This window comes from Ornithinimicrobium pekingense DSM 21552 (assembly GCF_000421185.1).
Classification (GTDB): Bacteria; Actinomycetota; Actinomycetes; order Actinomycetales; family Dermatophilaceae; genus Ornithinicoccus; species Ornithinicoccus pekingensis.
On the sequence record NZ_ATWJ01000012.1, the window covers coordinates 273,315 to 297,232 of the forward strand.

A 23,918-nucleotide genomic window follows, 5' to 3' on the forward strand; every position below is an offset into this window, starting at 1 on the left:
CCTACGCGGCGCGGCCGCCCGGGCCCTCCTCGCTCCCCTCGGGCCCACAGCCGGGGTCTCTAGTCGGTGACGGGTCCCAGCGGGCTGGGGCGCGTGGGCACCGGCGGCCTGGGGGGCGTGCGGGTGTGCTGGACCACCTGGGCCCCGGGGACCGGTCCGATGGCACGGACGATGTCACCGGTCGGGCCGTTGGCCGCCAGCCCGACGGACAGGTCGATCGCCTCGGCCTGGGAGCCGGTGAGGAAGGCGACCGTGGGCCCGGACCCCGAGACGAGCGCGGCCCGCGCGCCCAGCTCGACGCCGGCCTCCAGCACCTCGCGCAGCCTGGGCTCGAGCGAGACGGCGGCCTCCTGCAGGTCGTTGCGCAGCGCGGCCGCCACCTCGTCGGCGTCCATCCTGCGCAGCGCGGTCATCAGCTCCTCGGAGGGCTGCGGCGCCGGCGGCTCCAGCCCTGCCTCGTCCCGCAGGCGGTCGCACTCGGCATACACGTCGGGGGTGGACAGACCGAGCCCCTCCCCCACCCACAGCACCCAGTGCAGCTCGCCGCGGCCGAGCACGGGGGTGACCTGCTCGCCGCGGCCGGAGGCGATCGCCGTGCCGCCGTGCAGCAGGAAGGGGACGTCGGAGCCGATCCCGGCCGCGACCTGCTCGAGCAGGTCGTTGTCGACGTGGTCGAGCTGCCACAGCTCGCGGCAGGCGAGCAGCGTCGCCGCGGCGTTGGCCGAGCCGCCGGCCATGCCGCCGGCGACCGGGATGTTCTTGTCGATGTCGATGCGGACCGGCTCGAGCTTGCCGCGCCGCGGCCGGCGGCGGGCGAGGGTCTTGGCCGCCACGAGCGCGATGTTGGAGTCGTCGGCTGGCACGCGGTCGGCGTAGGGGCCGGTGACGTGGACCGACCAGCGGTCGGCGGTGCTGACGGTCACCCGGTCGTAGACGCTGACGGCCTGCAGGATCGTCGAGACCTCGTGGAAGCCGTCCTCGCGCACCGGCCCGACGACCAGCTCGAGGTTGATCTTCCCGGGCACGCGGACGGCTATGGCGTCTGTGCTGTCCCCGAGGCTCATGAGCCACACCCTAGGGGGTGGTCCGGGGTCGGCGCGGCCTGGGCCGACGGGGCACCTGCAGGCCGGGGTATGCCGCTCACGCGCCGCGGCCGACGCCGCGCGGCAGGTCCGCCACGCGCGCCCAGGCCGCCATCCAGGCAGCTCCCGCGAGGGCGGCCACGGCGATCCCGAGCAGGCCCAGCCGGACGCCACCCACGGCCACCAGCCCGGACATGGCGGCGGGGCCGGCCAGGACGCCACCGTTGCTGAACAGCGCCCAGATGCCGAGGAAGCGCGCCCGGTTGGCGGCCGGGCTCAGGTCGGCGCCGATGGTCATGTTGATGCCGGCCCCCAGCCCGTTGCCGACAGCCATGACGAGCACGGCGACCACCATGCCGGTCAGGTGCGGCAGCAGCGGCATGAGCACGAAGCCGGTGCCGTAGACGGCGAGGCACAGGACGAGGACCGGCGCCCTGCCGAGGTGGTCCTTGAGGTGGCCGCCGGGGAACATCATGACCAGCTCGACCGCGGCACCGACCGCGACGAGCAGGGAGATCACCGACTCGGTCAGGCCGAGGTGCACGCCCCACAGCTGCACGCCGACGGGCTGGGCGACCCGTGCCATCGCCAGGGCGGCGACGGCGACCCCGCTGAGCACCACGGCCCGCCAGCGCACGGCGGACGCTGCCGCGGCGGCCCGGGCCGGGTCCACCGGCCGGACCGCGTCCTCGGCGGTGCCGGTGTCGGCCACGTCCCGGGCCGCCAGCTCCCGCGCCGCCAGCTCCCGCGCCGCGACGTCCAGGGCGGAGCCGGCCCGCGAGTAGAGGATCGCCAGCGCGAGCAGGGCGCACGCCATGCTCAGCACGAAGACCGACCACATCGGCAGCACCAGCAGCAGCGCGGCGGCCAGCAGCGGGCCGACGAGGTTGCCGGCACGCATCGTGCCGCCCAGGGCCGTCATCGCCCGGCCCAGCTGCGCCGTGGGCACGTGGCCGGCGACGAGAGCCTGCCGCGAGAGGTTCCAGACGCTCATGACCGGGGCCCTGAGCACGACCGAGACGACGAAGAGGGCCAGCGCGCCCGGTCCGCCCCAGACCAGGGCCGCCACCGTCAGCGCCGTGCACACGGCGCCGCCGCCGGTCGCCAGCAGCATCGCGCGGCGGTCCCCGACGCGGTCGATGAACCGGCCCGCCGGCACGGTGGTCAGCAGTGCCGCGGCTCCCACCATGGCGATGATGAGGCTGCCGAGCGCCGGGGAGGCCCCCAGCTGGAGGGCGGCGAGGACCGACACCGGCACCGTCGCCCCGGCGGCCACGCCGACGAGCATGGAGGGCGCCAGGACCGGCCAGAACAGCTCCCGGTACATGCCCGCGGGCCGCGCGGTCAGTGCCGTGCCTCGGCGATCCGCGCGAAGTCCTCCACCGTCAGCACCTCGCCGCGCGCACGCGGGTCGACCCCGGCGACGCGCAGCAGCTCCTCGGCGGCCGCGCCGCTGCCGGCCCAGCCGGACAGGGCGGCACGCAGGGTCTTGCGCCGCTGGGCGAAGGCGGCGTCCACGACGGCGAAGACCTCCTCGCGGCTGGCCCTGGTCGTCGGCGGCTCGCGCCGCACCATGCGGACCAGCCCGGAGTCGACGTTGGGCGCCGGCCAGAAGACGCTGCGCCCGATCCGTCCGGCCCCGGTGACCTCGGCATACCACGCGGCCTTGACGCTGGGCACGCCGTAGACCTTGCTGCCGGGGCCGGCGGCGAGCCGCTCGGCGACCTCGAGCTGGACCATGACGAGGACCCTCTGCAGCGTCGGCACGGTGGCCAGCAGGTGCAGCACGACCGGGACCGCGACGTTGTAGGGCAGGTTGGCCACCAGGGCCGTCGGCTGCGGGTCGGGCAGGTCGGTGACCCGCAGGGCGTCGGTGTGCAGCACGGTGAGGCGGTCGGCCAGGCGCGGGGCCGTCGAACCGACCGTGCGGGACAGCTGCGCCGCGAGGACCGGGTCGATCTCGACGGCGGTGAGGTGCCGCACGTGCGGCAGCAGCGCCAGGGTGAGCGACCCCAGGCCGGGCCCGACCTCGAGCACGACGTCCTCGGCGGTGACCTCGGCGGCGCGGACGATGCGCCGCACGGTGCCCTTGTCGATGACGAAGTTCTGGCCCCACTGCTTGGTGGGGCGCACGCCCAGCTCGGCGGCGAGCGCGCGGATCTCGGCCGGGCCCAGCAGGGCCTCGGCGCCGGCGGTGTCGTCGGGGTCGGTCACGGCCCTAGTCCCAGGACCCGTAGACGCGCTCGCTGTTGGCCGACAGCGCCTCGCACAGCTGGGGCACGCTCGTGCGGAGCGTGGCGGCCATGGCACGGACGGTCAGCGGGACGAGGTAGGGCGCGTTGGTGCGGCCCCGGTGCGGGGTCGGGGTCAGGTAGGGCGCGTCGGTCTCCACGAGCAGGTGCTCCGTCGGGGTGATCGCCAGGGCGTCGCGCAGGCCCCGTGCCGAACGGAAGGTGACCGTCCCGGCGAAGGACAGGTAGTAGCCGCGGCGCACGCACTCTCGTGCCATCTCCATGTCACCGGAGAAGCAGTGCATGACGGTCCGTTCCGGCGCCCCCTCCTCGGCCAGGATGCGCAGGACGTCCTCGTGCGCGTCACGGTCGTGGATCTGCAGCGCCAGGTCGAGCTCCTTGGCGATCGCGATGTGCCGGCGGAAGGAGTGCTCCTGCGCGGCCACCCCCTCGGGGCCGGTGCGGTAGAAGTCCAGGCCGGTCTCACCGACCACCCGGATGCGCGGGCGCCGGGCCAGGTCGGCGATCTCGTCGATCACGTCGTCGAGGTCACCCGCGGCCTCGTGCCGCGGCGCCTCGTTGGGGTGGATCGCGACACCGCCGAGCAGGGCGGGGTGCTCGTCCACGACCTGCGCGGTCCACCGGGCCGAGGAGATGTCGCAGCCGATCTGCACCAGCCGGTCCACGCCGACGGCGGCCGCCTCGGCGACGACCCGGTCCAGCGGGACCTCCGGGGCCTCGTCACGGCGGATGTCGAGGTGACAGTGGTTGTCCACGACCGGGACGGGCAGCCGGTCCGGTGCCGGCGGACGCTCCGAGCGGCGCGGGTCCGTCATACCCCTGCCTCGTCGACCAGCCCGAGCCGCGCCCGCTCCTCCTCGACCACCGAGGGGTCGAGCTTGGTGAAGATCGGCGTCGGCCTGGCCACCGGGGCGCCCACGCGCACCGGACGGTGCTCCCAGCGGGGGGCGGCGGAGTACTCGCCGGTGATGACCGGGTAGGCGGGCCGCGACGGGTCGTCGAGGTCGTCGACCTCCCGCACCTGCGGCATGGGCTGGAAGACGCCCTCACCGCCGAGCGCCCGGTGCACCGCGGTCGAGCTGTGCGGCAGGTAGGGCGACAGGATGGTGTTGAGGTCGACCACGGCCTGGGCCAGGACGTGCAGCACGGTCCCTAGTCGCTCGCGCTGGTCCTCGCCCTTGAGCTTGAACGGCTCGGTGGTCGAGACGTAGGCGTTGGCCTCGCCGACCAGGCGCATCGCCTCGGCGAGGCCGGCCTTCTGCTTGTGCGTGCCGATGAGCTCGCCGACCATGCCGAACCCGGCGCGGACCTGGTCGAGCAGGGCGCGGTCGACCTCCTCGAGCTCGCCGGCCGCCGGGATCTCGCCGAAGTTCTTGGCGATCATCGAGGCGGTGCGGTTGACCAGGTTGCCCCAGCCGGCGACGAGCTCGGTGTTGGTGCGCTTGAGGAACTCGGGCCAGGAGAAGTCGGAGTCAGCCGTCTCCGGCGCGGCGGCGGAGAGGAAGTAGCGCAGCGCGTCGGGCTGGTAGCGCTCGAGCACATCGCGGACGTAGATGACCACGTTGCGCGAGGTGGAGAACTGCCGGCCCTCCATCGTGAGGAACTCGCTGGAGACGACCTCGGTCGGCAGGTTGAGCTCGCCGAAGGGGCCGACCTGCCCGCCCCGGCTGCCCTTCCCGTTGTGCGCCAGCATCTCCGCGGGCCAGATCTGGGAGTGGAAGGTGATGTTGTCCTTGCCCATGAAGTAGTAGGACAGCGCCTGCGGGTCGTTCCACCACTCCCGCCAGCGCTCGGCGTCACCGATGCGTCGCGCCCACTCCACCGACGCCGACAGGTAGCCGATGACCGCGTCGAACCAGACGTAGAGCTTCTTCGTCGGGTGGTCCGACCAGCCCTCCAGCGGGACCGTGATGCCCCAGTCGATGTCGCGGGTCATCGCCCGCGGCCGGATCTCCTCGAGGATGTTCTTGGAGAAGCGGATGACGTTGGGCCGCCACAGGCCGCTCGCCTCCCGGCCGTCGAGCCACTCCCCGAGCGCCTCGGCCAGGGCCGGCAGGTCGAGGAAGAAGTGCTGGGTGTCGGTGAACTGCGGCGTCTCGCCGTTGATCTTCGAGCGCGGACTGAGCAGGTCGGTGGGGTCGAGCTGGTTGCCGCAGCTGTCGCACTGGTCCCCGCGCGCCTCGGCGTACCCGCAGATGGGGCAGGTGCCCTCGATGAACCGGTCGGGCAGGGTGCGCCCGGTGGAGGGGCTGATCGCCACCCGCTGCGTCTGCTCGACCATGTAGCCGTTGGCGTGGCAGGCCAGGAACATCTGCTGGACGACCGCGTGGTGGTTGGCGGTGGTCGTGCGCGTGTAGAGGTCGTAGGAGACCCCCAGCGCGACGAGGTCCTCGGCGATCGCCCGGTGGTTGACGTCGATGAACTCCTGCGGGCTCATCCCTGCCTTGTCCGCCTGGACCAGGATCGGGGTCCCGTGCTCGTCCGACCCCGAGACCATCAGCACCTCGTGCCCCGCCATCCGCATGTAGCGGCTGAAGACGTCGGAGGGGACGCCGAACCCGGCCACGTGGCCGATGTGGCGCGGCCCGTTGGCGTAGGGCCAGGCGACGGAGGTGAGGACGTGGGTCATGGGGCCACAGTCTAGGTGCGGCTGGTCACGGGGCCGGCCGCGTCAGCCCTGCAGGCGCAGCCGGGCCACCGCCTCGCCGTCGTCCAGCTCACCGGTGAGCTCGAAGCCGGCGCCGAGGTAGAACGGCTCGGGACCGCCGGGCGCCTGCACCCAGCTGGTCACGACGGCGGCGTGGCCGGCGGCCCGCAGGTCGTCCAGCCACAGGCCGAGCGCGCGGCTGCCGATGCCGCGGCCCTGGTGCCACCGGTCCACGAGGAACCGCCACAGGTAGGGCTCGGGGGTGCCCGCGTTCACCGCGTCGGCCCACATCAGGAAGCCCACGGGCTCCCCGTCGGCCTCGATGCCGCCCAGCACCGGGACGACAGGGTGGCCGTCCTCGGGCTCGGGGAAGAGCGCGTCGGCGTAGGACCGGCGCACCGTCGCGACGAACCGCTCCTGCGAGCGGTGGGTGAGCAGTCGGCCGTAGTCGCGGAAGTTCTCGTGCGTCAGCTCGACCAGGCGCACCCGGTCCGGCGGCGTCGCCGGCCGGTCGCGCCACGCCCGGCGTTCGTCGGCGCTCATCGAGTAGTAGAGGTTGTCGTCCCACGCGCCGCGCCACCAGAACGACTTCTCCGCCAGGTGCTCGAACGTCATCCCCAGCCGCTCCAGCAGACGGGCCGAGGCCAGGTTCTCCGGGGACAGCTCCCCGACGACGCGGTGGACCCCCAGCCGGTCGACCAGGTCGTCGACGACCGCCGAGACGGCCTCCACGGCATACCCCTGGCGCTGGTGCTCCCGGGCCAGGGTGAAGCCGATCTCGGCGATGCCCCGGTGCTCGTCGAGGCCGACATAGATGTCACCGACGAGCTGCCCGTCCCGCTCGACGGCCAGCTGGGTGCCCTCCCCCGGCACGACGTCGTCGCGGTCCGCGTGCGCCGCCACCAGCTGCTCGGCCCGCTCGCGCGGGTAGGGCAGCTCCCAGTCCTGCAGGCGTGCGACCTCGGGGTCGTTGCGGTATGCCGTGAGCACGTCGACGTCGTCCTCGCGCGGCAGGCGCACGAGGAGCCGCTCGGTGCGCAGAGGGTATGGGGTGTCGCTCACCAGGCCATGGTCCGGTCCGGGCGCGCCCGGTGCAACGGGATTGCTGCCGCCGTGCCTCACGAGCCCGGCGGGACGGCCACCAGACCGACGACCCCGGCCGGTCCGGAGATGGTCACGGCGTCCTGGCCCTCCACGTCGGGGGCGAGAGTGGGCTGACCGTCGACGGCGAAGTAGATCTCGGTGCGGTCAGACCACGGCCACCAGTGGTCCCGCCACATCACGACGCCTCCACCGTCACCCGCCGGAGGGCCGTCCGCGTCCGAGACGGTGAGGAACACGCTCCCGTCCTCGTCGAGCAGCTGCGGCCAGCCGTGGGCATCGGTCGACACCTCGTAGGTCTCGCCGAGCAGGACGACGGAGCCGCCGGGCCCCACGGGTGCGCTCCCGGTCCCGGCGACCGGGTCCTCGGCGTACTGCTGCGCGTCGACCTCCCGGCCCACCCCGGCCGGCGAGATCTGCTCCGCCCCGCGGAGCGCGTCCCCGGCCACGCCCGAGCCGAGCCAGACGGCACCCGCGAGCGCGAGCACGCCGACCGCCGTGCCCGCTCCTCCGGCACGTCGGCGGCGCCGGATCTGCCGCCCGCGGGAGACGACGTCCCGGCGGTCCAGGTGCAGCGGCGGGGTGTGCGCGGCAGCTCGGTCCAGCAGCGCGAGGACGTCGCGGGCCGGGGTCTCACGGTCAGACATGCGTCTGCTCTCCTTCCAGCAGCTGGGCGCGCAGACCCCGCAGCCCGTGCATCGTGTAGCTCTTGACGCTGCCCACCCCGATGCCGAGCGTCTCGGCCGTCTGTTTCTCGGACAGGTCGAGGTAGTGCCGCAGCACCACGCACTCCCGCTCGCGCGGGCTCAGCCCCCGCAGCGCCCGGACGAGGTCGACCGTCTGCGGGTCGGTGACCAGCGACGTCTCCGGCGGGTCGTCGGTCAGCACCTCACGACGGTGCTTGCGCCATCGGTCGGTGTGCAGGTTGGCCATCACCCGGCGGGCGAAGGCGAGCGGGTTGCCGCTCCGGACGCGGGACCACCGCGCGTAGGTCCGCGCGAGAGCCTCCTGGACCAGGTCCTCGGCCGCGTGCTGCTCGCCGGTGAGCAGCCAGGCGGCACTGAGCAGGCGGGGCGAGGCGTCGTCGAAGAACTTCTCGAACTCCTGCTCGAGCGCCGACCGCATACCGCCTCCTCGCCTGGACCCTCTCATCCGTACAACGTGCCGGGGCGCAGAAAGGTGGGGGCGCGGCGCTCGTGCTGACCTCAGGGCAGCGGGTCGACCCCGCGGCGCTCGAGCCCGGCCCTCATGACCAGTCCCGCCAGCCACGCGGCGCCGAGCACGAACGGCGCGAGGTACATGATGACCAGCTGCCCCAGGCCCAGCAGGTCTCGCTGCCCCGAGACGACCCACCCGGTGCCGAGGAGGCCGAGGACCAGCGCGGTCGCCAGGACGAGCACGCCCCAGCCCGGGACCTGGAAGCTGCCTGCCACCCGGAGTGCGAGCAGCAGTCCGCCGAGGAGCAGCAGCAGGGCGACAGCGGGCCCGGCGAGGGCGGGGAGCACCGACATCGGCCCCACGCCCCACCACGCGATCGCCGCCACCCACCCCGCGACGGCCGCGACGACCACGCCCGCCAGGGACCTGACGAGCACGTCTCCGTCGGTCGATGTCCCCACCCTGCTCAGGCTAGCGCCGTGCGGGTGGGCACGGGGCCGCTGCGGGTCACGTGCACAGGCACCTCAGCGGCTAGCCTGACCGTCGTGCTCGACCACGTCACCGCCGTCCGCTACGTCACGCCGCTGCGCGAGGGCGGGTCGATGCCGGGCGTGGTCGAGGGCGCGGACCTGGGGACCTACGTGGTGAAGTTCCGCGGTGCCGGGCAGGGCCTGAAGGTGCTGGTCGCCGAGGTCGTCGTCGGCGAGCTGGCGCGGGCGCTCGGGCTGCCGGTCCCCCGCCTGGTGACGGTCGACCTGCCGGCGGCGATGGCGCGCTACGAGGCCGATGAGGAGGTGCAGGACCTGCTCAACGCCTCGCCCGGCACCAACCTGGGCGTCGACCTGCTGCCGGGCGCGCTGGGCTACGACGGGTCGCGGCCGCCGGACGCGGCGCTGGCCTCGCGGATCCTGTGGCTGGACGCGTTCACCGCCAACGTCGACCGCACGTGGTCCAACCCCAACCTGCTGACCTGGCACCGGCGGACCTGGCTCATCGACCACGGGGCAGCGCTGTACTTCCACCACTCCTGGCCCAGTCGCGCGCCGGACGCAGGGCGTTTCGCCGCGCAGCCCTTCCGGGTGGGGGCCGACGACCACGTCCTCGGCGGCCTCGCGACGGACCTGCCGGGCGCCCACGCAGAGCTGGCGCCCCGCATCGACGCCGACCTGGTCGCGGGCGTGCTCGACCAGGTGCCCGAGGAGTGGCTGGAGACCACCGACCACCTGCCGGACGCGGCCGCCGTGCGCACGGCATACCTCGAGCACCTGCTCGCGCGGGTCGAGACGCCGCAGGTGTGGCTGCCAGGAGGTGCCGCATGACCGTCGACTACCAGTACGTCGTGCTGCGGCTCGTGCCCCGTGTGGAGCGCGAGGAGTTCATCAACGTGGGCGTGGTGCTCTACAGCCAGGAGGCGGAGTTCCTCCGGGGCGCCTTCGCACTGGACGACGCCCGCGCGCTGGCGCTCGACCCGGACCTGGACCTTGAGGCGGTGCGCTCCGCGCTGGAGACGGTATGCCGTGTCGCCGGCGGCGAGCACTCGCCCAGCACCCCGCGGCTGGACCGGCTAGGGCCGAGGTTCGGGTGGCTGAGCGCCCCGCGCAGCACGATCGTGCAGCCCGGGCCGATCCACGGCGGCACGACGGGGAACCCGGCGGCGACGCTGGAGCACCTCGTGCAGGTGCTGGTCAGGCGCTGAGCCGCCGGGTGGTGCCCGTCCCGTGAGAGTCGTCCCGTGGACGTGCAGCCATGCTCGCCACTTCCGCGGGACCGTCATGACGCAGGCGGCTCAGTCCCCGCCGACGTCCGTCCGCCAGGTGCGGACCACCAGGTCGAGGTCGGCGACGTCGTGCGTGGCCGTGGGCGTGAGCTCGCCCTCGACGTCACCGACCCGCGGCCCAGGAGCACCGGCAGGGTGGACGGCGACCAGTGTCAGCTCTGCGGCGTCCTGACCGGCGGTGAGACGCAGCACGTCGTCGCCGGTACGGCCGGCCTGCAGCTCCTCAGGGTCCGTCGAGCCCTGCGGGTAGAGCAGCCACACGCCCTGGTCCGCCGCGACGGTGACGACCGCCCCCGGGTCGATGACCACATGGGCCGAGGCGGCACTGCCGGCCAGCGCCCAGCTGTTCGCGGCGTCCCCCGACCCTCGCTGCACGGCCCCGCCCAGAACGACGGAGCGGCCCTGCTGCGCCAGGCTCACGCTCACCCGCAGGACCGTCAGGGGCTGGCCGCCCAGCTCGACGACGTCCTGGTCCAGGACGGCCTCGGGTGCGGGGCGGACCTGCCCGTCCGACTCCCCGACCAGGGGCACAAACGCCTCACCGGCACCGGTACCCGGCACCACCAGGTAGTCCGCACCCGACCAGGACGCCCCGGCGTAGTGCCGGACACCTCCGAGGGAGCCGTCGTCGAGCCGCTCCAGCGGGCCACCGTCGAGGTGGGGCACCGGCTCGCCGTCCAGCAGACGCATCTCCACGCCACCGACCGTGGTGACCGGAGGCGTCCAGCGCTCGATCTCCCCGCCGACCTGGTGTCCTGCGCCAGCCACCTCGACCCCGTCCGCCGCATCCACCGTCATCAGCGTCAGCAGCGTGCCGTCCGGCAAGGCCACCTGGGCGACGTCGCTCGGGACGGCCCACCCGGGGAGGCCGTCAGCCCCGACCAGCTCGACACGGCTCGCCGTCAGGACGGCCGGCCCCGGGTCCCAGCCGCTGGCGACCACCACGGTGCTGCCGTGCACGGCACGCGAGACCACACCGTCCCCCAGCTCCTCGAGGGTCAGCTCGACCGGGACCGTGCCCGTCCGGTCCTGGAGCGTCAGCCCCCCGGCGCCGTCCTCGTCCGGCACGACGGTCAGCTGACCGCCACCGACCGTGTCGAGCGCCACAAGGTCCGCGAGGTAGGCGTCGAGGGGGTAGGTCGCGTCGTCGAGGGTGAAGGTCACGTCGGGCACAACGTCGCCCTCGGCGGCCGTCAGCACCACCTCCCGCCCGTCCAGTGCGGCGCTGTCGACCTCCTCGCCGTCGGCGAGGCCCATGCGGTCCAGCTCGGCACCTTCGGGCAGCACCGTCACGGCACCTCCTCTGCCGTCCTCGGAGAAGGCGAAGGACGCGGGCTGAGCCGGCCAGTGGCCCAGCTGCTCGAGGAACGGGGAGTCCTGGCCGTCGACCGCATACCCCCAGACGCCGCGCTCGCGGTCCGACCACGCGAGGGCACGCACCCCACCGGCCCGCAGGACCTCCGAGCCGACCGCCGTCCCCGACAGGGACACGACCTCGTCCTGCCCGACGAGATAGACGTCGCGGACCGCCTGCGGCAGCGGCACGACGTCGCCCGCCCACACGGCGTACGCGAGCTCCTCGTCCGCCACCTGCGTGCGCTGCACGGTCGCGGGCCCGCCCGGGTCGAGCGGGCCCACGAGCGGCACCGACGCGACGACGCCCTCGGGCTCGGCCCACACGGCGACGGTCATGCGCTCGCCGGCGAAGACCTCGAGACCGGGGACGGGTGACTGCGCCGGGACCTCCTCCACCACCTCGCCCCCGTCGGAGAGGGTGAGAGTCACCGGGCCGTCCGACGTCACGCGTCCGAGCCGCGCGTCGTAGGCGTGGGCGACCTGGTCCTGGTCGATGGTCTGCAGGCCGGTGAAGAGGGCGGCGTCGACGGTCTCGCCCTCCTCCCAGACGCTCGTGGCCGGCTGGATCTCGGTCGTGCCGAGCAGCGTCCCGTCGCCCCCGGCCAGCCCGCTCCAGACGGCTGCGACGAGCGCCGCGGTGCCCAGGGCGCCACCGATCCCGACGGCCCGCCGACGCCGGACGCGGCCCTTGCCCGCCGCAAGCATGTCGTCGCCGGTGACGTGCATCTGCGGCGCGTGGTTGACGGCGCGGTCCAGCATCTCGGCGAGCTGGCGGTCAGACATGGCGCTCCTCCTCGATCCTGTCGGCGAGCAGCGGGCGCAGACCCGCAAGACCCTTGGACGTGTAGCTCTTCACCGACCCGACGCTGATCCCCAGCGTCGCGGCGGTGTCCTTCTCGGACAGGTCCAGGTAGTGGCGCAGCACCACGCACTCGCGCTCGCGCGGCGACAGCGCCTGCAGGGCGCGGACGAGGTCGGTGGTCATCGGGTCGGGGGTGTATGCCGTCTCCGGCACCTCGTCGCGCAGCACCTCACGCCGTCTCGACCGCCACCGGTCGGTGTGCAGGTTGGACAGCACGCGGCGGGCGTAGGCCAGCGGCTGGCCGCCCCGGACCTTGCGCCAGCGGACGTAGACCCGCACGAACGTCTCCTGCACGAGGTCCTCCGCGGCGTGCGGCTCCCCGGTCAGCAGCCAGGCGTAGGCCAGGAGGGTCGAGCGTGACGCGTCGACGAACTCGACGTACGCCCCGTCGTCCTCGCTGCTGCCCACCCGTGCCTCCTCGGCGTCATCCTGCCCTGTCCTCGCACCGGTAACGGAGCAGGGTGGTGAAAGGTTGGGGCCGACAGGGCATCCGCCGTCTGGACCGGAGAAACCGGCTCGTGCGGGGGGAGCTTCCCCGGCACGAGCCGGTTTCCAGGGTGGGCCGTGGTAGGCGGGTGGTGGGCGCCTGTGGGGCGGCTACCGGAGCGGCTCAGAGATCGGGGTCGAGCAGGACGACACCCTGGGCGAGGGTGTGCGGCGTGACGTCACCCTCGCCCGCGACACCCACGCCCCGGACCGTCTCACCCTCCCCGACGACCCCGCGGTCCAGGCCGAGGACGACCAGCGGGCGGCCGTCGAACAGGGCCCCGACGTGGGCGGCCTTCACCTCGACCCACCGCTCGTCCCCGTCCGAGCCGACGAGGGCGCGGAGGTCCTCGACGTCCGCGTCGGGCTGCCAGCCCGGGACGACGACGGCGTGGCCGCCCAGGGTCGGCACGGTGAACGCCGTCCCGTCCTGCAGGTCCCCGGCGGGGATGAGCGTGTAGTCCTCGCCCCGGCGCAGCTCGAGCGCCTCGGGCTGCGCGGTGACGAGGACCTGCCCGCTGCCGACGGCCAGCGGTCGGCCCGTGTCCTGCGCATAGCTCTCCAGGACGTGCTCCTCGCCGTCCAGCGTGAACCGGACCTGCGGGACGGTGTCGGTCAGGCTCGGGTCGGCGGCCATCACGGCGGTGTGCGAGCCGAGCGGCGTGGACGCCAGGGTCGCGGTGCCCGGGGTGACCGCCAGGTCTGTCGAGCCGGGCGGCAGCACGCCGACCGACGTGGTCACGAGCGACCCTCCCATCCACCCGGTCAGGCCGGAGCCCGACACGAGCCGCGCCACGTGAGGGGGCCCGAGGTGCTCGCCGAGCGGGGTCGCACCCCACACCCCGCGCGCCTCGTCCAGCATCACGAGCGCCTCCGAGCCGTTGACGCCCATCCTCGTGCTCGCCACCGGCGCGCCGCTGGCGGAGTGTGCTGCGGTCTCGTCGTACCAGTAGAGCTCCTCCATCGCGGCGGACGCCCCGGGCACGAACTCGGCGACGGCATACCGCAGGAGTGCGCCGTCGACCTCAGCCGTGCCGCCCTGGCCGCGGTGGACGCCCGGGGACCACAGCGGGGTCTCGCCGAGGCTGCCTGACGGTGACTCCCACACGGCCACCCTCAGTCCCTCGACACCGAAGACCAGCACGTCACCGGGGCCGTCCTGCGCCGGCAGCGGCTCGAGCTCCTCGCCGTCGCGGGTGAGCACGAGCTCGGGGAAGGCCGCCCCCTCGGCGCTGCGCAGCTCGCCCGTCCAGTGGACCCGGTCGGCCTCGTGGACGGGGTTCGGCTCGTTGTCGAACAGGTCGACGGCCACCCCGTCCTGCCAGCTGACCGAGGCCGGCACCGGGTCGCCGGTGGCGGCGAACGGGTTGAGCGGTCCACCCAGCCACAGGGCACCCACGAGAGCCAGCGAGCCGACGCCCGCGGCTGCGGAGGTGCGACGGCGGTGCACCTTGCGGCGTCCCCGGGCGATGACGGCGTCCGGCTCGACGGACATGACGGGCGCGAGCTCGTCGGCGCGGTCGAGCAGGACGAGGGCGGAGCGGTCGAGGTCGTCAGACATGGTTCGGTTCCCCTTCGGTCAGGGCGGCGCGCAGGGCGGCCAGCCCGCGTGAGGTCGAGCTCTTGACCGTGCCGGTCGAGACGCCGAGCGTCGCCGCGGCGTCCTTCTCGGACAGGTCGAGGTAGTGCCGCAGGACCACGCACTCGCGCTCGCGGCGCGGCAGGGCCTGCAGCGCCTGGGTCAGGTCGAGGTCGAGGCCCAGGGTGACCTGGGGTCCGGACGCCGGGTCCGTGTCCGGCACGGTGTCCGTGAGCACCTCGCGCCGGCGCTTGCGCCACCGGTCGGTGTGGAGGTTGACGAGCACGCGGCGGGCGTAGGCCGTCGGGTTGTCGGCCCTCGCCCGCCGCCAGTGCACGTAGACCCGCGCCAGCGACTCCTGCACCAGCTCCTCGGCGACGTGGGGGTCGCCGCAGAGCATCCACGCCGAGGTGAGCAGGCGCGGGGAGGCCGCCCGGACGAAGTCCGCGAAGCCCTCCTCCTGGTCCTTCTTCATCTCACCTCGTCGTGTCGGTGGTCCGTCCCCCTGCGACGGACCCATCCTCCCAACGGCCCGGTATGCCGAAAGGTTGAGTCCCGGGGACACGCCGCCGCCCCGGGGTGAGGGACACGCGCACGGAACAGGCACGACATACCCCGTGGTTGTATGGGTCGACCGCCCTCCGCCGGAGGGCCGCCGACACGAAAGGCGAGGCCACCACATGCTCGCTGCACTCACCGGGGCCGGGCTGTCGGCCGCCGCGGGGCTCAACGCCTACATCCCCTTCCTCCTCGTCGCGCTGATCGCGCGGTTCACCGAGGTGATCAACCTCCCTCACCAGTACGCCTGGATCGAGTCGTGGTGGGCCATCGGCATCGCCGCCGTGCTGCTGCTCTCGGAGGTCGTGCTGGACAAGATCGCGTTGGTCGACCACATCAACGACGCGGTCGGCACGTTCGTCCGCCCGGCGACCGGTGGTCTCATCTTCGCCGCCACCACGGCGGCCGAGGACTTCGAGCAGGGCTCGTCCTTCATGGCCGACAACCCGTGGGTCGGGGTGCTGCTCGGCATCATCACGGCCGGGATCGTGCACACCGGCAAGGCGGTGACGCGGCCGGTCGTCAACGCGGGCACGGGCGGGCTCGGGACACCGATCGTGTCCGCGGCCGAGGACGGCGCCTCGGTGACGCTGTCGCTGGTCGCGATCTTCCTGCCGGTGCTCGTGATCTTCCTGCTGCTGCTCCTGGTGTGGGCGGGCTTCGCGCTGTGGCGCCGTCGACGGGCACGGCGCCAGGAGACGGACCGGCTGATGAGCGAGGCCGGCTACGACTGAGCGCACGGCACGCCCCTGCGACCAGGCCTTCTGAGAAAAGTGATATCGTTTTGATGTCACTCACGAACGAAGGGGATGTGCGCATGAGCACGATGGACAACGAGCCGGCCGTCGACGAGTCCACGGGGGGCGAGCCCGCCGGGCGACCGGTCGGGGTCGACGGGACGCGCGTCGACATCACCGAGCGCAGGGCGTGGTCGGTCGACGGTTTCGTCGGCCTGGTCGTGTCGCTGGCGCTGGCGGGCGTGGCGGCGTGGCTGTTCATCCGCGGCGCCGTCGCGGCGGACGCGGGCGAGGGCGGGATCGCCGGCATCGTGGGCGGGAGCCTGCTGGGGCTGGTCGCGCTCGTCCTCCTGGCCTGCCTGACGGTCGTCGCGCCGGGGCACACGAAGGTCGTCCAGTTCTTCGGCCGCTACATCGGCACGGTGCGCAAGCCCGGCCTGCGGATGGTCGTGCCGCTGAGCACGCGCAAGAACGTCTCGGTGCGCGTGCACAACTTCGAGACCAACGAGCTGAAGGTCAACGACGCCGACGGCAACCCGATCAACATCGCGGCCATCGTCGTCTGGCAGGTGGCCGACACCGCCAAGGCGACGTTCTCGGTGGAGGAGTACGAGGACTTCGTCGCCGTGCAGTCCGAGTCGGCGCTGCGGCACGTGGCGATGAGCCACCCCTACGACAACGACGCGACGGAGGTCACCCTGCGCGGTGACACCGACGTCATCTCCGCCGAGCTGGCGCACGAGGTCGCCGAGCGGATCGTCCTGGCCGGCCTGGAGGTCATCGAGGTGCGGATCTCCGCCCTCGCCTACGCCCCGGAGATCGCCCAGGCCATGCTCCAGCGCCAGCAGGCGTCGGCCATCATCGCGGCCCGCGAGAAGATCGTCGACGGGGCCGTCGGCATGGTCGACAGCGCCCTGCGCCAGCTCGAGGCCCAGGACATCGTCGAGCTCGACGACGAGCGCAAGGCGGCCATGGTCTCCAACCTGCTCGTCGTGCTCTGCTCCGAGCGCGGCACGACCCCCGTCGTCAACACGGGGTCGCTCTACACCTGAGCGCCGCGTCGCATGACCGACACCTCCGGAGAGCCGCAGCAGCGACGGCCCGCGCCCAAGCGCCGGTCCGTCCTGCTGCGGCTCGACCCTGCGGTCCACGAGGCGCTGCAGCGCTGGGCGGCCGACGAGCTGCGCAGCGTCAACGCCCAGATCGAGGTCGTGCTGCGCGACGCCCTGCGCTCGGCCGGGCGCTCCCCGCGCGGGGCCGGCCCCCTGCCCCGGCGGGGACGACCGCCGAAGGAGCAGGACGGCGGCTAGCCGACGGGCTCACGCTCCCGCTGGACGGAGGCCGGGCGCAGGACCGCGGCCGTCGTGCCGCAGACCGCCGCCAGCGCGACGAGGCAGATGCCCAGCATGAGGACGGCCGCGACCAGCAGCTGCCAGGTGCTCACCAGCGGGGCGACGACGGAGGCCCAGGCAGCCGTCGCGCAGACGGCTCCCATGAACGACACGATCGCCGCGATGCCGCCGAGGCCGGCCTCCCGGCGTCCGTTGAGGCCCCACCCTGCTGCCGTCGCGGCCACCCCGCCGGCCAGTGCGACCACGGCCGCCCACACCATGCCCGAGGTGGTGTAGGTGTCGGGGTGGGACCCCAGCCCGGTCGTCAGCGCGTAGCCGCCCACGACCGCGGCGATGACCCCGCCGGCGAACCCGGACGCGATCGTCCGCCAGTTGATGTGCACGACTCGACCTCTCGTTCCGCGCCTCCACGGTGAGGCGCCGGGGCCAGTCTGCCTCATCCGTCGCCGGACGGGGCGGAGGGACCTGCCGGCCTAGCGCGCGGCGACCGCCCCGTCGTAGAGCCGCTTCACCGGGATGCCCGTGCGTGCGGACACGTCGCGGCAGACGTCCTTGAGCCGCTCGCCGGCCGTCACGCGCTCGAGGACCTCGGGTATGACGTCACCCACCTCGACGGCAGGCCCGCCGCCGGCGTCGGCCCCCGCCACCACGACGGTGATCTCCCCCTTGACACCGTCGCCGGCCCACACCGCCAGCTCACCCAGCCCACCGCGGCGGACCTCCTCGTAGGTCTTGGTGAGCTCACGGCATACCGCGGCAGGGCGGTCCGGGCCGAAGGCCTCGGCCATCGCGCGCAGCGAGGCGGCCAGCCGGTGGGGCGCCTCGAAGAAGACCATCGTGCGGGGCTCCCGGGCCAGGGCGGACAGACCGCGGGCCTTCTCGCCCTGCTTGCGCGGCAGGAAACCCTCGAAGCAGAAGCGGTCGACCGGCAGGCCCGAGACCGCCAGGGCCATGAGGACCGCCGACGGACCGGGCACGCACGTGACGGGAAGGTCGTCGGCCACGCAGGCGATGGCGAGGCGGTAGCCCGGGTCGGAGACCGACGGCATACCGGCGTCCGTGACGAGCAGCACCCGGGCGCCGGCGGCGATGCGCGCGACGAGGTCGGGGGTGCGGGAGGCCTCGTTGTGCTCGTGGTAGCTGACCACCTCGCCGCCGACCGTCACACCCAGCCGGTCCGTCAGCCGGCGCAGGCGGCGGGTGTCCTCGGCCGCGACGACGTCCGCCCCCGCCAGCTCCTCGATGAGCCGGGGGCTGGCGTCCCGCGCGTCGCCGATCGGGGTGGCGGCCAGGACGAGCGCTCCGGTGGTGGTCATGGAGCGACCCTACGGCCCCGACCGACGGCGAACGCCCCACGTCCTCGGTGGGCCGTGGGGCGTTCACGCGACGTCGTCGGTCGCCCGGAGGGCGTGCACCCGACGTCGTCGGTCGGGTCGGGGGTCAGCGGCCGTAGCCGGCGTGCCGCAGGTCGGCGTTCATCTGGGAGATGACGTTGAGCGGGATGCCCTTGGGGCAGGCGCGGGTGCACTCGCCCAGGTTGGTGCAGCCGCCGAAGCCCTCCGCGTCGTGCTGGTGCGTCATCGCCGCCACGCGCGCGTCGCGCTCGGGCTGGCCCTGCGGCAGCTCACCGAGGTGGGTGATCTTGGCACCCATGAACAGCGAGCCCGAGCCGTTGGGGCAGGCCGCGACGCAGGCGCCGCAGCCGATGCACTCCGCGGCCATGAACGCCCGGTCGGCGTGCTCCTTGGGCACCGGGGTGGCGTGCGCGTCGGGGGCGGAGCCGGTGTTGGCGGAGATGAAGCCGCCGGCGGCGATGATCCGGTCGAACGCGCTGCGGTCCACGACCAGGTCCTTGATGACCGGGAAGGGGTCGGCGCGCCAGGGCTCGATGACGATCTCGTCGCCGTCCTTGAACGAGCGCATGTGCAGCTGGCAGGTCGTCGTCCGCTCGGGGCCGTGGGCCTCGCCGTTGATGACGACGCCGCACGTGCCGCAGATGCCCTCTCGGCAGTCGGAGTCGAAGGCGACCGGCTCCTCACCCTTCTCGGTGAGCTGCTCGTTGAGCAGGTCGAGCATCTCCAGGAAGGAGCTGTCCTCGGAGACGCCGTCGATGTCGTAGCGGACCATCCGGCCCGGCACCTTGGGGTTGTCCTGGCGCCAGATGCTGAGGGCGAGCTTCACTTGTAGCTCCTCTGCTTGAGCTCGATGTGTTCGTAGACGAGGTCCTCCTTGTGCAGGACCGGCGCACCTCCGTCGCCGCCCCACTCCCAGGCCGCGACGTAGGCGAACTCGTCGTCGTCGCGCAGGGCCTCGCCGTCCTCGGTCTGGGACTCCGCGCGGAAGTGTCCGCCGCAGGACTCGCGACGGTGCAGCGCGTCGATGCACATCAGCTCACCGAGCTCGAGGAAGTCGGCGACGCGGCCGGCCCGCTCCAGGGACTGGTTCAGGCCCTCGGGGGTGCCGAGCACGCGCACGTTGGTCCAGAAGTCCTGCCGCAGGGCGCGGATCTCCTCGATCGCCTCGCGCAGCCCGGCGTCGGTGCGCTCCATGCCGCACTTCTCCCACATGATCTTGCCGAGCTCACGGTGGTAGGAGTCGACGCTGCGGGTGCCGTTGACCGAGACGAGCCGCTCCACGCGGTCCTGGACCGAGCGCTGGGCCTCCACCACGGCCGGGTGGCTCTCGTCGAGCTTGGGGTAGGGCCCCTTGGCCAGGTAGTCGCGGATGGTGTTGGGCAGCACGAAGTAACCGTCGGCCAGGCCCTGCATCAGCGCCGAGGCCCCGAGCCGGTTGGCGCCGTGGTCGGAGAAGTTGGCCTCCCCGGTGACGAACAGGCCCGGGATCGTGGACTGCAGGTCGTAGTCGACCCACAGGCCGCCCATCGTGTAGTGCACGGCGGGGTAGATGCGCATCGGCACCTGGTAGGGGTTCTCCCCGGTGATCCGCTCGTACATGTCGAAGAGGTTGCCGTACTTGGACCGGACCGCGTCCTCGCCCAGGCGCGAGATCGCGTCGGCGAAGTCGAGGTAGACGCCGCGGCGCACGCCGTCGACGGCCGGGCCGACACCGCGGCCCTCGTCGCACATGTTCTTGGCCTGGCGCGAGGCGATGTCGCGCGGGACCAGGTTGCCGAAGCCGGGGTAGATCCGCTCCAGGTAGTAGTCGCGGTCCTCCTCGGCGATCTGGCGCGGGTCCTTCTCGCAGTCCTCGGCCCGCTTGGGCACCCAGATGCGGCCGTCGTTGCGCAGCGACTCGCTCATCAGCGTCAGCTTGGACTGGTGCTCCCCGGTCTGCGGGATGCAGGTCGGGTGGATCTGCGTGTAGCAGGGGTTGCCGAAGTAGGCGCCCTTGCGGTGCGCCCGCCAGGCCGCGGTGACGTTGGAGCCCATCGCGTTGGTCGACAGGAAGAAGACGTTGCCGTAGCCGCCGGTGGCCAGCACCACGACGTCGGCCAGGTGCGTCTCGATCTCGCCGGTGACCAGGTCGCGGGCGATGATGCCGCGGGCCCGCGGGCCCTGGCCGTCGCCGTCGTCGACGACGATGACCTCGAGCATCTCGTGGCGGGAGTACATCTGCACGGTGCCGGCGCCGACCTGCCGCTCCAGCGCCTGGTAGGCGCCGATGAGCAGCTGCTGGCCCGTCTGGCCGCGGGCGTAGAAGGTGCGCGAGACCTGCACCCCGCCGAAGGAGCGGTTGTCGAGCAGGCCGCCGTACTCGCGGGCGAAGGGCACGCCCTGGGCCACGCACTGGTCGATGATGTCGGCGCTGACCTCGGCGAGGCGGTAGACGTTGCTCTCGCGGGAGCGGTAGTCGCCGCCCTTGACGGTGTCGTAGAAGAGCCGGTGGATCGAGTCGCCGTCGCCCTTGTAGTTCTTGGCCGCGTTGATGCCGCCCTGGGCCGCGATCGAGTGCGCGCGCCGCGGGCTGTCCTGGTAGCAGAAGGACTTGACGTTGTAGCCGGCCTCCCCGAGTGTCGCGCCCGCGGCCGCGCCGGCCAGGCCGGTGCCGACGATGATGACGTCGAGCTTGCGGCGGTTGGCCGGGTTGACCAGGGCGGCGTCGAACTTGCGCTCGGTCCACATCTGGGAGATGTCGGCGACGTCGGGCGCCTTGGTGTCGGCGATGGGCTCGCCCTCGCGGTAGAGCCCGTCGATCAGCATGTCTGTCATGTCTTTTTCCAGGTCCTTAGTCGACGAGGCCGAACAGGATGGCGAAGGGCGGGATGAGGAAGCCGACGACGATGATCGTCGTGATGACGATCGAGGTCAGGCGGATCTGCTCTGCGCGGCGCAGCGAGGTGTTCAGCCCCAGCGTCATGGCCGCGCCCCAGATCCCGTGGAGCAGGTGCATCCCCAGGAAGAACATGGCCAGGGCGTAGATGCCGACGCCCCACCAGTGGCTGAAGCTGTCGATGACGCGGGCGGCCGGGCTCGCGTGCGCCTCGCCGATCGTCACCGTCTGCCAGGTGAAGTGCATGAGGTGGAAGGCGACGAAGGCCAGCAGGGCCAGGCCGCCCCACCGCATGGCCGCGGCGTAGAAGTTGCCGTAGCCCGCGCGCTTCTTGACGTAACGCACCGAGCGGGCCCCCCGCGCCCGGCGCCAGAGCGCCATACCCGACCAGACGTGCGCGACGAGCGCGGCGAGGAGCCCGATGCGCAGCACCCACAGCAGGCCCTTCTCGGGCAGCATCGGCTCGCCGAAGGTGCGGATGTGGTGCGCGTACTCGTCGAAGGCCTCCCGGCCGGACAGGATCATCAGGTTGCCGTACATGTGCAGCAGCAGGTACCCGATGAAGAACAGACCGCTGGCCGCCATGATCGTCTTCAGCAGGATGCTGGAGCTGACCTTGCGGTCACCGCGCGCGGGAAGGGTTGAAGTGGCCACGGAGGCAGGTTACTACCCGCCCCGCGGCGCACGGCCCGCGCCCTGCCGCCACCTACGATGACCGGTATGGAGGATCTGCGGGCTCGGCTGCTCGGGCCGGAGCCCCGCTCCCTGCGCCGCTCGGACCGGGCGGCCTGGCTGGGGATCCTCCTCGTCACCCTCGTCGGCGGCGCGCTGCGCCTCTGGCGCCTGGGCTACCCCGACCGGCTGGTCTTCGACGAGACCTACTACGTCAAGCAGGCGTGGTCGCTGCGCCTCTACGGGCACGAGCGCGAGATCAGGGAGGGCGTCGAGGACCCCAACGCCTTCTTCACCAACGGCACCTTCGACATCTGGGACGACGTGCCCGACCTCGTGGTGCACCCCCCGGTCGGCAAGTGGATGATCGCGCTCGGGGAGATGCTGCTGGGCCCGGAGTCCTCAGCCGGGTGGCGGCTGTCCTCGGCGGTCGTCGGCACCTTGTCCATCCTCGTCCTCGGCCGGGTCGCCTGGCACCTGTGGCGCAACGCCCTGCTGGCCGTCGCCGCCGCGGCCCTGCTGGCCGTCGACGGGCACCACTACGTGCAGTCCCGCATCGGCCTGCTCGACATCTTCGTCATGTGGTGGGCCCTGCTGGCCTTCCTCCTGCTCCTGCTGGACCGGGAGCAGGCCCGGCGCCGGCTGGCGCAGCGCTGGGGTCCCTGGTGGGAACGGACCCGCGCCGAGCCGGTCCCGACGAACCCCGTCCGCCGCTGGCTGCGCTGGTGGGGGCCCGGCCTCGGCGTGCGCTGGTGGCGGCTGGCGGCCGGGCTCAGCCTCGGGCTGTGCATCGGCACCAAGTGGTCCGGCCTGTTCTTCCTGGCGGTCTTCGGCCTGATGACGGTCTGGTGGGACATCGGCGCCCGCCGCGCCGCGGGTGCTCCCGGGTGGTTCACCGGCGGCGTGGTGCGCGACGGCATACCCGCCTTCCTGTCGATGGTGCCGGTCGCCCTGGTCACGTATGTCGCCTCCTGGGCCGGGTGGTTCGCCACCGACGGCGGGTGGAAGCGAGGGTGGGCCGCGCAGAACCCCGCCGACCCAGGCTCCGTGGCGGCGCTGGTGCCCGACCCCCTGCGCTCGCTGTGGGCCTACCACGCCGAGATGATGACCTTCCACGTCGGCCTGCAGAACGAGCACGCCTGGAAGTCCAACCCGTGGAGCTGGAGCGTGCAGTGGCGGCCGACGCTCTTCTACGCCGAGTGGCCGACCCGCGGCGAGAAGGGGTGCGAGGCCGCGAGCTGCGTGGAGTACATCGCCTCCCTCGGCAACCTCTTCGTGTGGTGGGGCGCGACGGTCGGGCTGCTCGTCGTCGCCTTCCTGTGGCTGCTCGGTCGCGACTGGCGCGCCGGCGCCGCGCTCTCGGGCGTGGTCGCCGGATGGTTCCCGTGGTTCCTCTACCAGACACGCACGATCTACAGCTTCTACGCCGTCGCGTTCGCGCCGTGGCTGGTGCTCGTGGTCGTCTGCTGCCTGGCGCTGGTGCTGGGCCCGGCCGACGCGCCACCGCGACGGCGCCGGTGGGGCGCCGTCGCGGTGGTCGTCTACCTCGTGCTCGCGGTGGCCTGGTTCGCGTGGTACCTCCCGGTGCACACCGCCCAGGTCATCCCGCGCGGGGAGTGGCAGCTGCGGCTGTGGTTCGACTTCTGGACCTGACCCGCGCGGGTCAGGAGTCGAGCCCCATCGCCTCGGCGATCTTCAGGTGCGGGGCACCCTCCTGCGCGCGACCGGCCCGCTGCAGGGTGCGCGCCAGCAGCAGGTGGGCGTAGGCGTCGCTCGGCCAGCGCTCCAGCATCTGGCGCAGCAGCGTCTCGGCGGGGCCGAGGCGGGCAGCGTGGTAGTAGGAGCGGGCCAGCAGGAGGGTCACCTCGGCGTTGTGCGGGTTGCCCGAGACCAGCGGCTCGAGCAGCTCGGCGGCCCGGTGGTAGCTCTTGGTCTCGAACAGGAAGGTCGCGCGGTCGTAGCGCGCGTGGTCGTCGAGCTCCTCGTCGCCGGGCAGCCGGATCTGCGGCACCCCCGAGGGGGTCTGGCCCGTCCCCCTCAGCATCTCCTCGAAGTCGCTCATGGCAACG

25 protein-coding genes are annotated in these 23,918 nt (G+C 73.1%); 6 read left to right on the top strand and 19 right to left on the bottom strand.

Annotated features, from left to right (window positions below; genetic code table 11):
* Positions 1–59: 59 nt before the first annotated feature.
* From K330_RS0114175 to K330_RS23735, 9 genes are all read right to left on the bottom strand, one after another.
* Complete coding sequence (locus K330_RS0114175) at positions 60–1,064, bottom strand: 4-(cytidine 5'-diphospho)-2-C-methyl-D-erythritol kinase (RefSeq protein WP_029202691.1); 1,005 nt, start codon at positions 1,062–1,064, stop codon at positions 60–62.
* 76 nt (positions 1,065–1,140) lie between these two features.
* A complete protein-coding gene (locus K330_RS0114180; protein ID WP_022922480.1) occupies positions 1,141–2,409 on the bottom strand; it encodes an MFS transporter in 1,269 nt (422 codons plus the stop codon).
* Positions 2,410–2,426: 17 nt separating this feature from the next.
* Positions 2,427–3,296, bottom strand: coding sequence for a 16S rRNA (adenine(1518)-N(6)/adenine(1519)-N(6))-dimethyltransferase RsmA (gene rsmA / locus K330_RS0114185; protein ID WP_022922481.1), 870 nt, complete (start codon positions 3,294–3,296; stop codon positions 2,427–2,429).
* Between the two features lie 4 nt (positions 3,297–3,300).
* Positions 3,301–4,149 carry a TatD family hydrolase gene (locus tag K330_RS0114190; RefSeq protein ID WP_022922482.1) on the bottom strand — a complete coding sequence of 283 codons (849 nt, stop codon included), beginning with the start codon at positions 4,147–4,149 and terminating at the stop codon, positions 3,301–3,303.
* Positions 4,146–5,963, bottom strand: coding sequence for a methionine--tRNA ligase (metG, locus tag K330_RS0114195; protein WP_022922483.1), 1,818 nt, complete (start codon positions 5,961–5,963; stop codon positions 4,146–4,148). Before metG ends, K330_RS0114190 begins: the two co-directional genes overlap by 4 nt.
* A gap of 42 nt (positions 5,964–6,005) precedes the next feature.
* Complete coding sequence (locus K330_RS22870) at positions 6,006–7,043, bottom strand: GNAT family N-acetyltransferase (protein ID WP_022922484.1); 1,038 nt, start codon at positions 7,041–7,043, stop codon at positions 6,006–6,008.
* Between the two features lie 56 nt (positions 7,044–7,099).
* Entirely contained in the window at positions 7,100–7,729 is a 630-nt protein-coding gene (locus K330_RS0114205) for a hypothetical protein (protein ID WP_022922485.1), read from the bottom strand.
* Positions 7,722–8,207 (bottom strand): SigE family RNA polymerase sigma factor, encoded by a 486-nt coding sequence (locus tag K330_RS21440; protein ID WP_022922486.1) that lies wholly within the window; start codon positions 8,205–8,207, stop codon positions 7,722–7,724. Before K330_RS21440 ends, K330_RS0114205 begins: the two co-directional genes overlap by 8 nt.
* 80 nt (positions 8,208–8,287) lie before the next feature.
* Complete coding sequence (locus tag K330_RS23735; protein ID WP_156875819.1) at positions 8,288–8,701, bottom strand: hypothetical protein; 414 nt, start codon at positions 8,699–8,701, stop codon at positions 8,288–8,290.
* An 84-nt stretch (positions 8,702–8,785) separates the two neighbouring features.
* On the opposite strand from K330_RS23735, the gene K330_RS0114220 reads away from it, so the two are divergent.
* Together K330_RS0114220 and K330_RS0114225 are read left to right on the top strand one after the other, a co-directional pair.
* Entirely contained in the window at positions 8,786–9,559 is a 774-nt protein-coding gene (locus tag K330_RS0114220; RefSeq protein ID WP_022922488.1) for a HipA family kinase, read from the top strand.
* Positions 9,556–9,936: a DUF3037 domain-containing protein gene (locus tag K330_RS0114225; RefSeq protein ID WP_022922489.1), complete on the top strand. Its 381-nt coding sequence runs from the start codon at positions 9,556–9,558 to the stop codon at positions 9,934–9,936. Before K330_RS0114220 ends, K330_RS0114225 begins: the two co-directional genes overlap by 4 nt.
* Positions 9,937–10,026: 90 nt before the next feature.
* Here K330_RS0114225 and K330_RS0114230 read toward each other — a convergent pair whose 3' ends face one another.
* From K330_RS0114230 to K330_RS21445, 4 genes are all read right to left on the bottom strand, one after another.
* Positions 10,027–12,156 (bottom strand): hypothetical protein, encoded by a 2,130-nt coding sequence (locus K330_RS0114230; RefSeq protein WP_022922490.1) that lies wholly within the window; start codon positions 12,154–12,156, stop codon positions 10,027–10,029.
* The gene (locus K330_RS0114235) at positions 12,149–12,643 is read right to left on the bottom strand and encodes a SigE family RNA polymerase sigma factor (RefSeq protein WP_022922491.1); all 495 of its coding nucleotides are present in this window, start codon (positions 12,641–12,643) and stop codon (positions 12,149–12,151) included. The genes K330_RS0114230 and K330_RS0114235 overlap by 8 nt, the downstream gene beginning before the upstream one ends.
* A 202-nt stretch (positions 12,644–12,845) precedes the next feature.
* Positions 12,846–14,282, bottom strand: a complete 1,437-nt coding sequence (locus K330_RS0114240; protein WP_022922492.1) for a hypothetical protein — start codon at positions 14,280–14,282, stop codon at positions 12,846–12,848.
* Positions 14,275–14,775, bottom strand: coding sequence for a SigE family RNA polymerase sigma factor (locus K330_RS21445; protein WP_040658160.1), 501 nt, complete (start codon positions 14,773–14,775; stop codon positions 14,275–14,277). The genes K330_RS0114240 and K330_RS21445 overlap by 8 nt, the downstream gene beginning before the upstream one ends.
* Positions 14,776–14,980: 205 nt before the next feature.
* Here K330_RS21445 and K330_RS0114250 point away from each other — a divergent pair, with 205 nt between their 5' ends.
* The 3 genes from K330_RS0114250 to K330_RS0114260 all read left to right on the top strand — a co-directional run bounded on the left by K330_RS0114250 (position 14,981) and on the right by K330_RS0114260 (position 16,905).
* A complete protein-coding gene (locus tag K330_RS0114250; RefSeq protein WP_022922494.1) occupies positions 14,981–15,592 on the top strand; it encodes a DUF4126 domain-containing protein in 612 nt (203 codons plus the stop codon).
* An 83-nt stretch (positions 15,593–15,675) separates the two neighbouring features.
* Positions 15,676–16,647 carry an SPFH domain-containing protein gene (locus K330_RS0114255; protein WP_022922495.1) on the top strand — a complete coding sequence of 324 codons (972 nt, stop codon included), beginning with the start codon at positions 15,676–15,678 and terminating at the stop codon, positions 16,645–16,647.
* Positions 16,648–16,659: 12 nt separating this feature from the next.
* Positions 16,660–16,905: a type II toxin-antitoxin system antitoxin gene (locus tag K330_RS0114260; RefSeq protein ID WP_022922496.1), complete on the top strand. Its 246-nt coding sequence runs from the start codon at positions 16,660–16,662 to the stop codon at positions 16,903–16,905.
* Here the strand turns inward: K330_RS0114260 and K330_RS0114265 are convergent.
* The 5 genes from K330_RS0114265 to K330_RS0114285 form a co-directional block, all read right to left on the bottom strand.
* On the bottom strand, positions 16,902–17,330 hold the full coding sequence (locus K330_RS0114265) for a hypothetical protein (protein WP_022922497.1): 429 nt from the start codon (positions 17,328–17,330) through the stop codon (positions 16,902–16,904). The genes K330_RS0114260 and K330_RS0114265 overlap by 4 nt on opposite strands.
* A gap of 90 nt (positions 17,331–17,420) precedes the next feature.
* On the bottom strand, positions 17,421–18,263 hold the full coding sequence (gene rsmI / locus K330_RS0114270; RefSeq protein WP_022922498.1) for a 16S rRNA (cytidine(1402)-2'-O)-methyltransferase: 843 nt from the start codon (positions 18,261–18,263) through the stop codon (positions 17,421–17,423).
* A 124-nt stretch (positions 18,264–18,387) separates the two neighbouring features.
* Entirely contained in the window at positions 18,388–19,128 is a 741-nt protein-coding gene (locus tag K330_RS0114275) for a succinate dehydrogenase/fumarate reductase iron-sulfur subunit (RefSeq protein WP_022922499.1), read from the bottom strand.
* Positions 19,125–21,116 (bottom strand): fumarate reductase/succinate dehydrogenase flavoprotein subunit, encoded by a 1,992-nt coding sequence (locus tag K330_RS0114280; protein WP_029202695.1) that lies wholly within the window; start codon positions 21,114–21,116, stop codon positions 19,125–19,127. The genes K330_RS0114275 and K330_RS0114280 overlap by 4 nt, the downstream gene beginning before the upstream one ends.
* Before the next feature lie 16 nt (positions 21,117–21,132).
* On the bottom strand, positions 21,133–21,831 hold the full coding sequence (locus tag K330_RS0114285; protein WP_022922501.1) for a succinate dehydrogenase cytochrome b subunit: 699 nt from the start codon (positions 21,829–21,831) through the stop codon (positions 21,133–21,135).
* Positions 21,832–21,897: 66 nt separating this feature from the next.
* Here K330_RS0114285 and K330_RS0114290 point away from each other — a divergent pair, with 66 nt between their 5' ends.
* Positions 21,898–23,502, top strand: coding sequence for a dolichyl-phosphate-mannose--protein mannosyltransferase (locus K330_RS0114290; RefSeq protein WP_022922502.1), 1,605 nt, complete (start codon positions 21,898–21,900; stop codon positions 23,500–23,502).
* Positions 23,503–23,512: 10 nt separating this feature from the next.
* Here K330_RS0114290 and K330_RS0114295 read toward each other — a convergent pair whose 3' ends face one another.
* Positions 23,513–23,911: a tetratricopeptide repeat protein gene (locus K330_RS0114295; protein ID WP_022922503.1), complete on the bottom strand. Its 399-nt coding sequence runs from the start codon at positions 23,909–23,911 to the stop codon at positions 23,513–23,515.
* Positions 23,912–23,918: the final 7 nt, after the last annotated feature.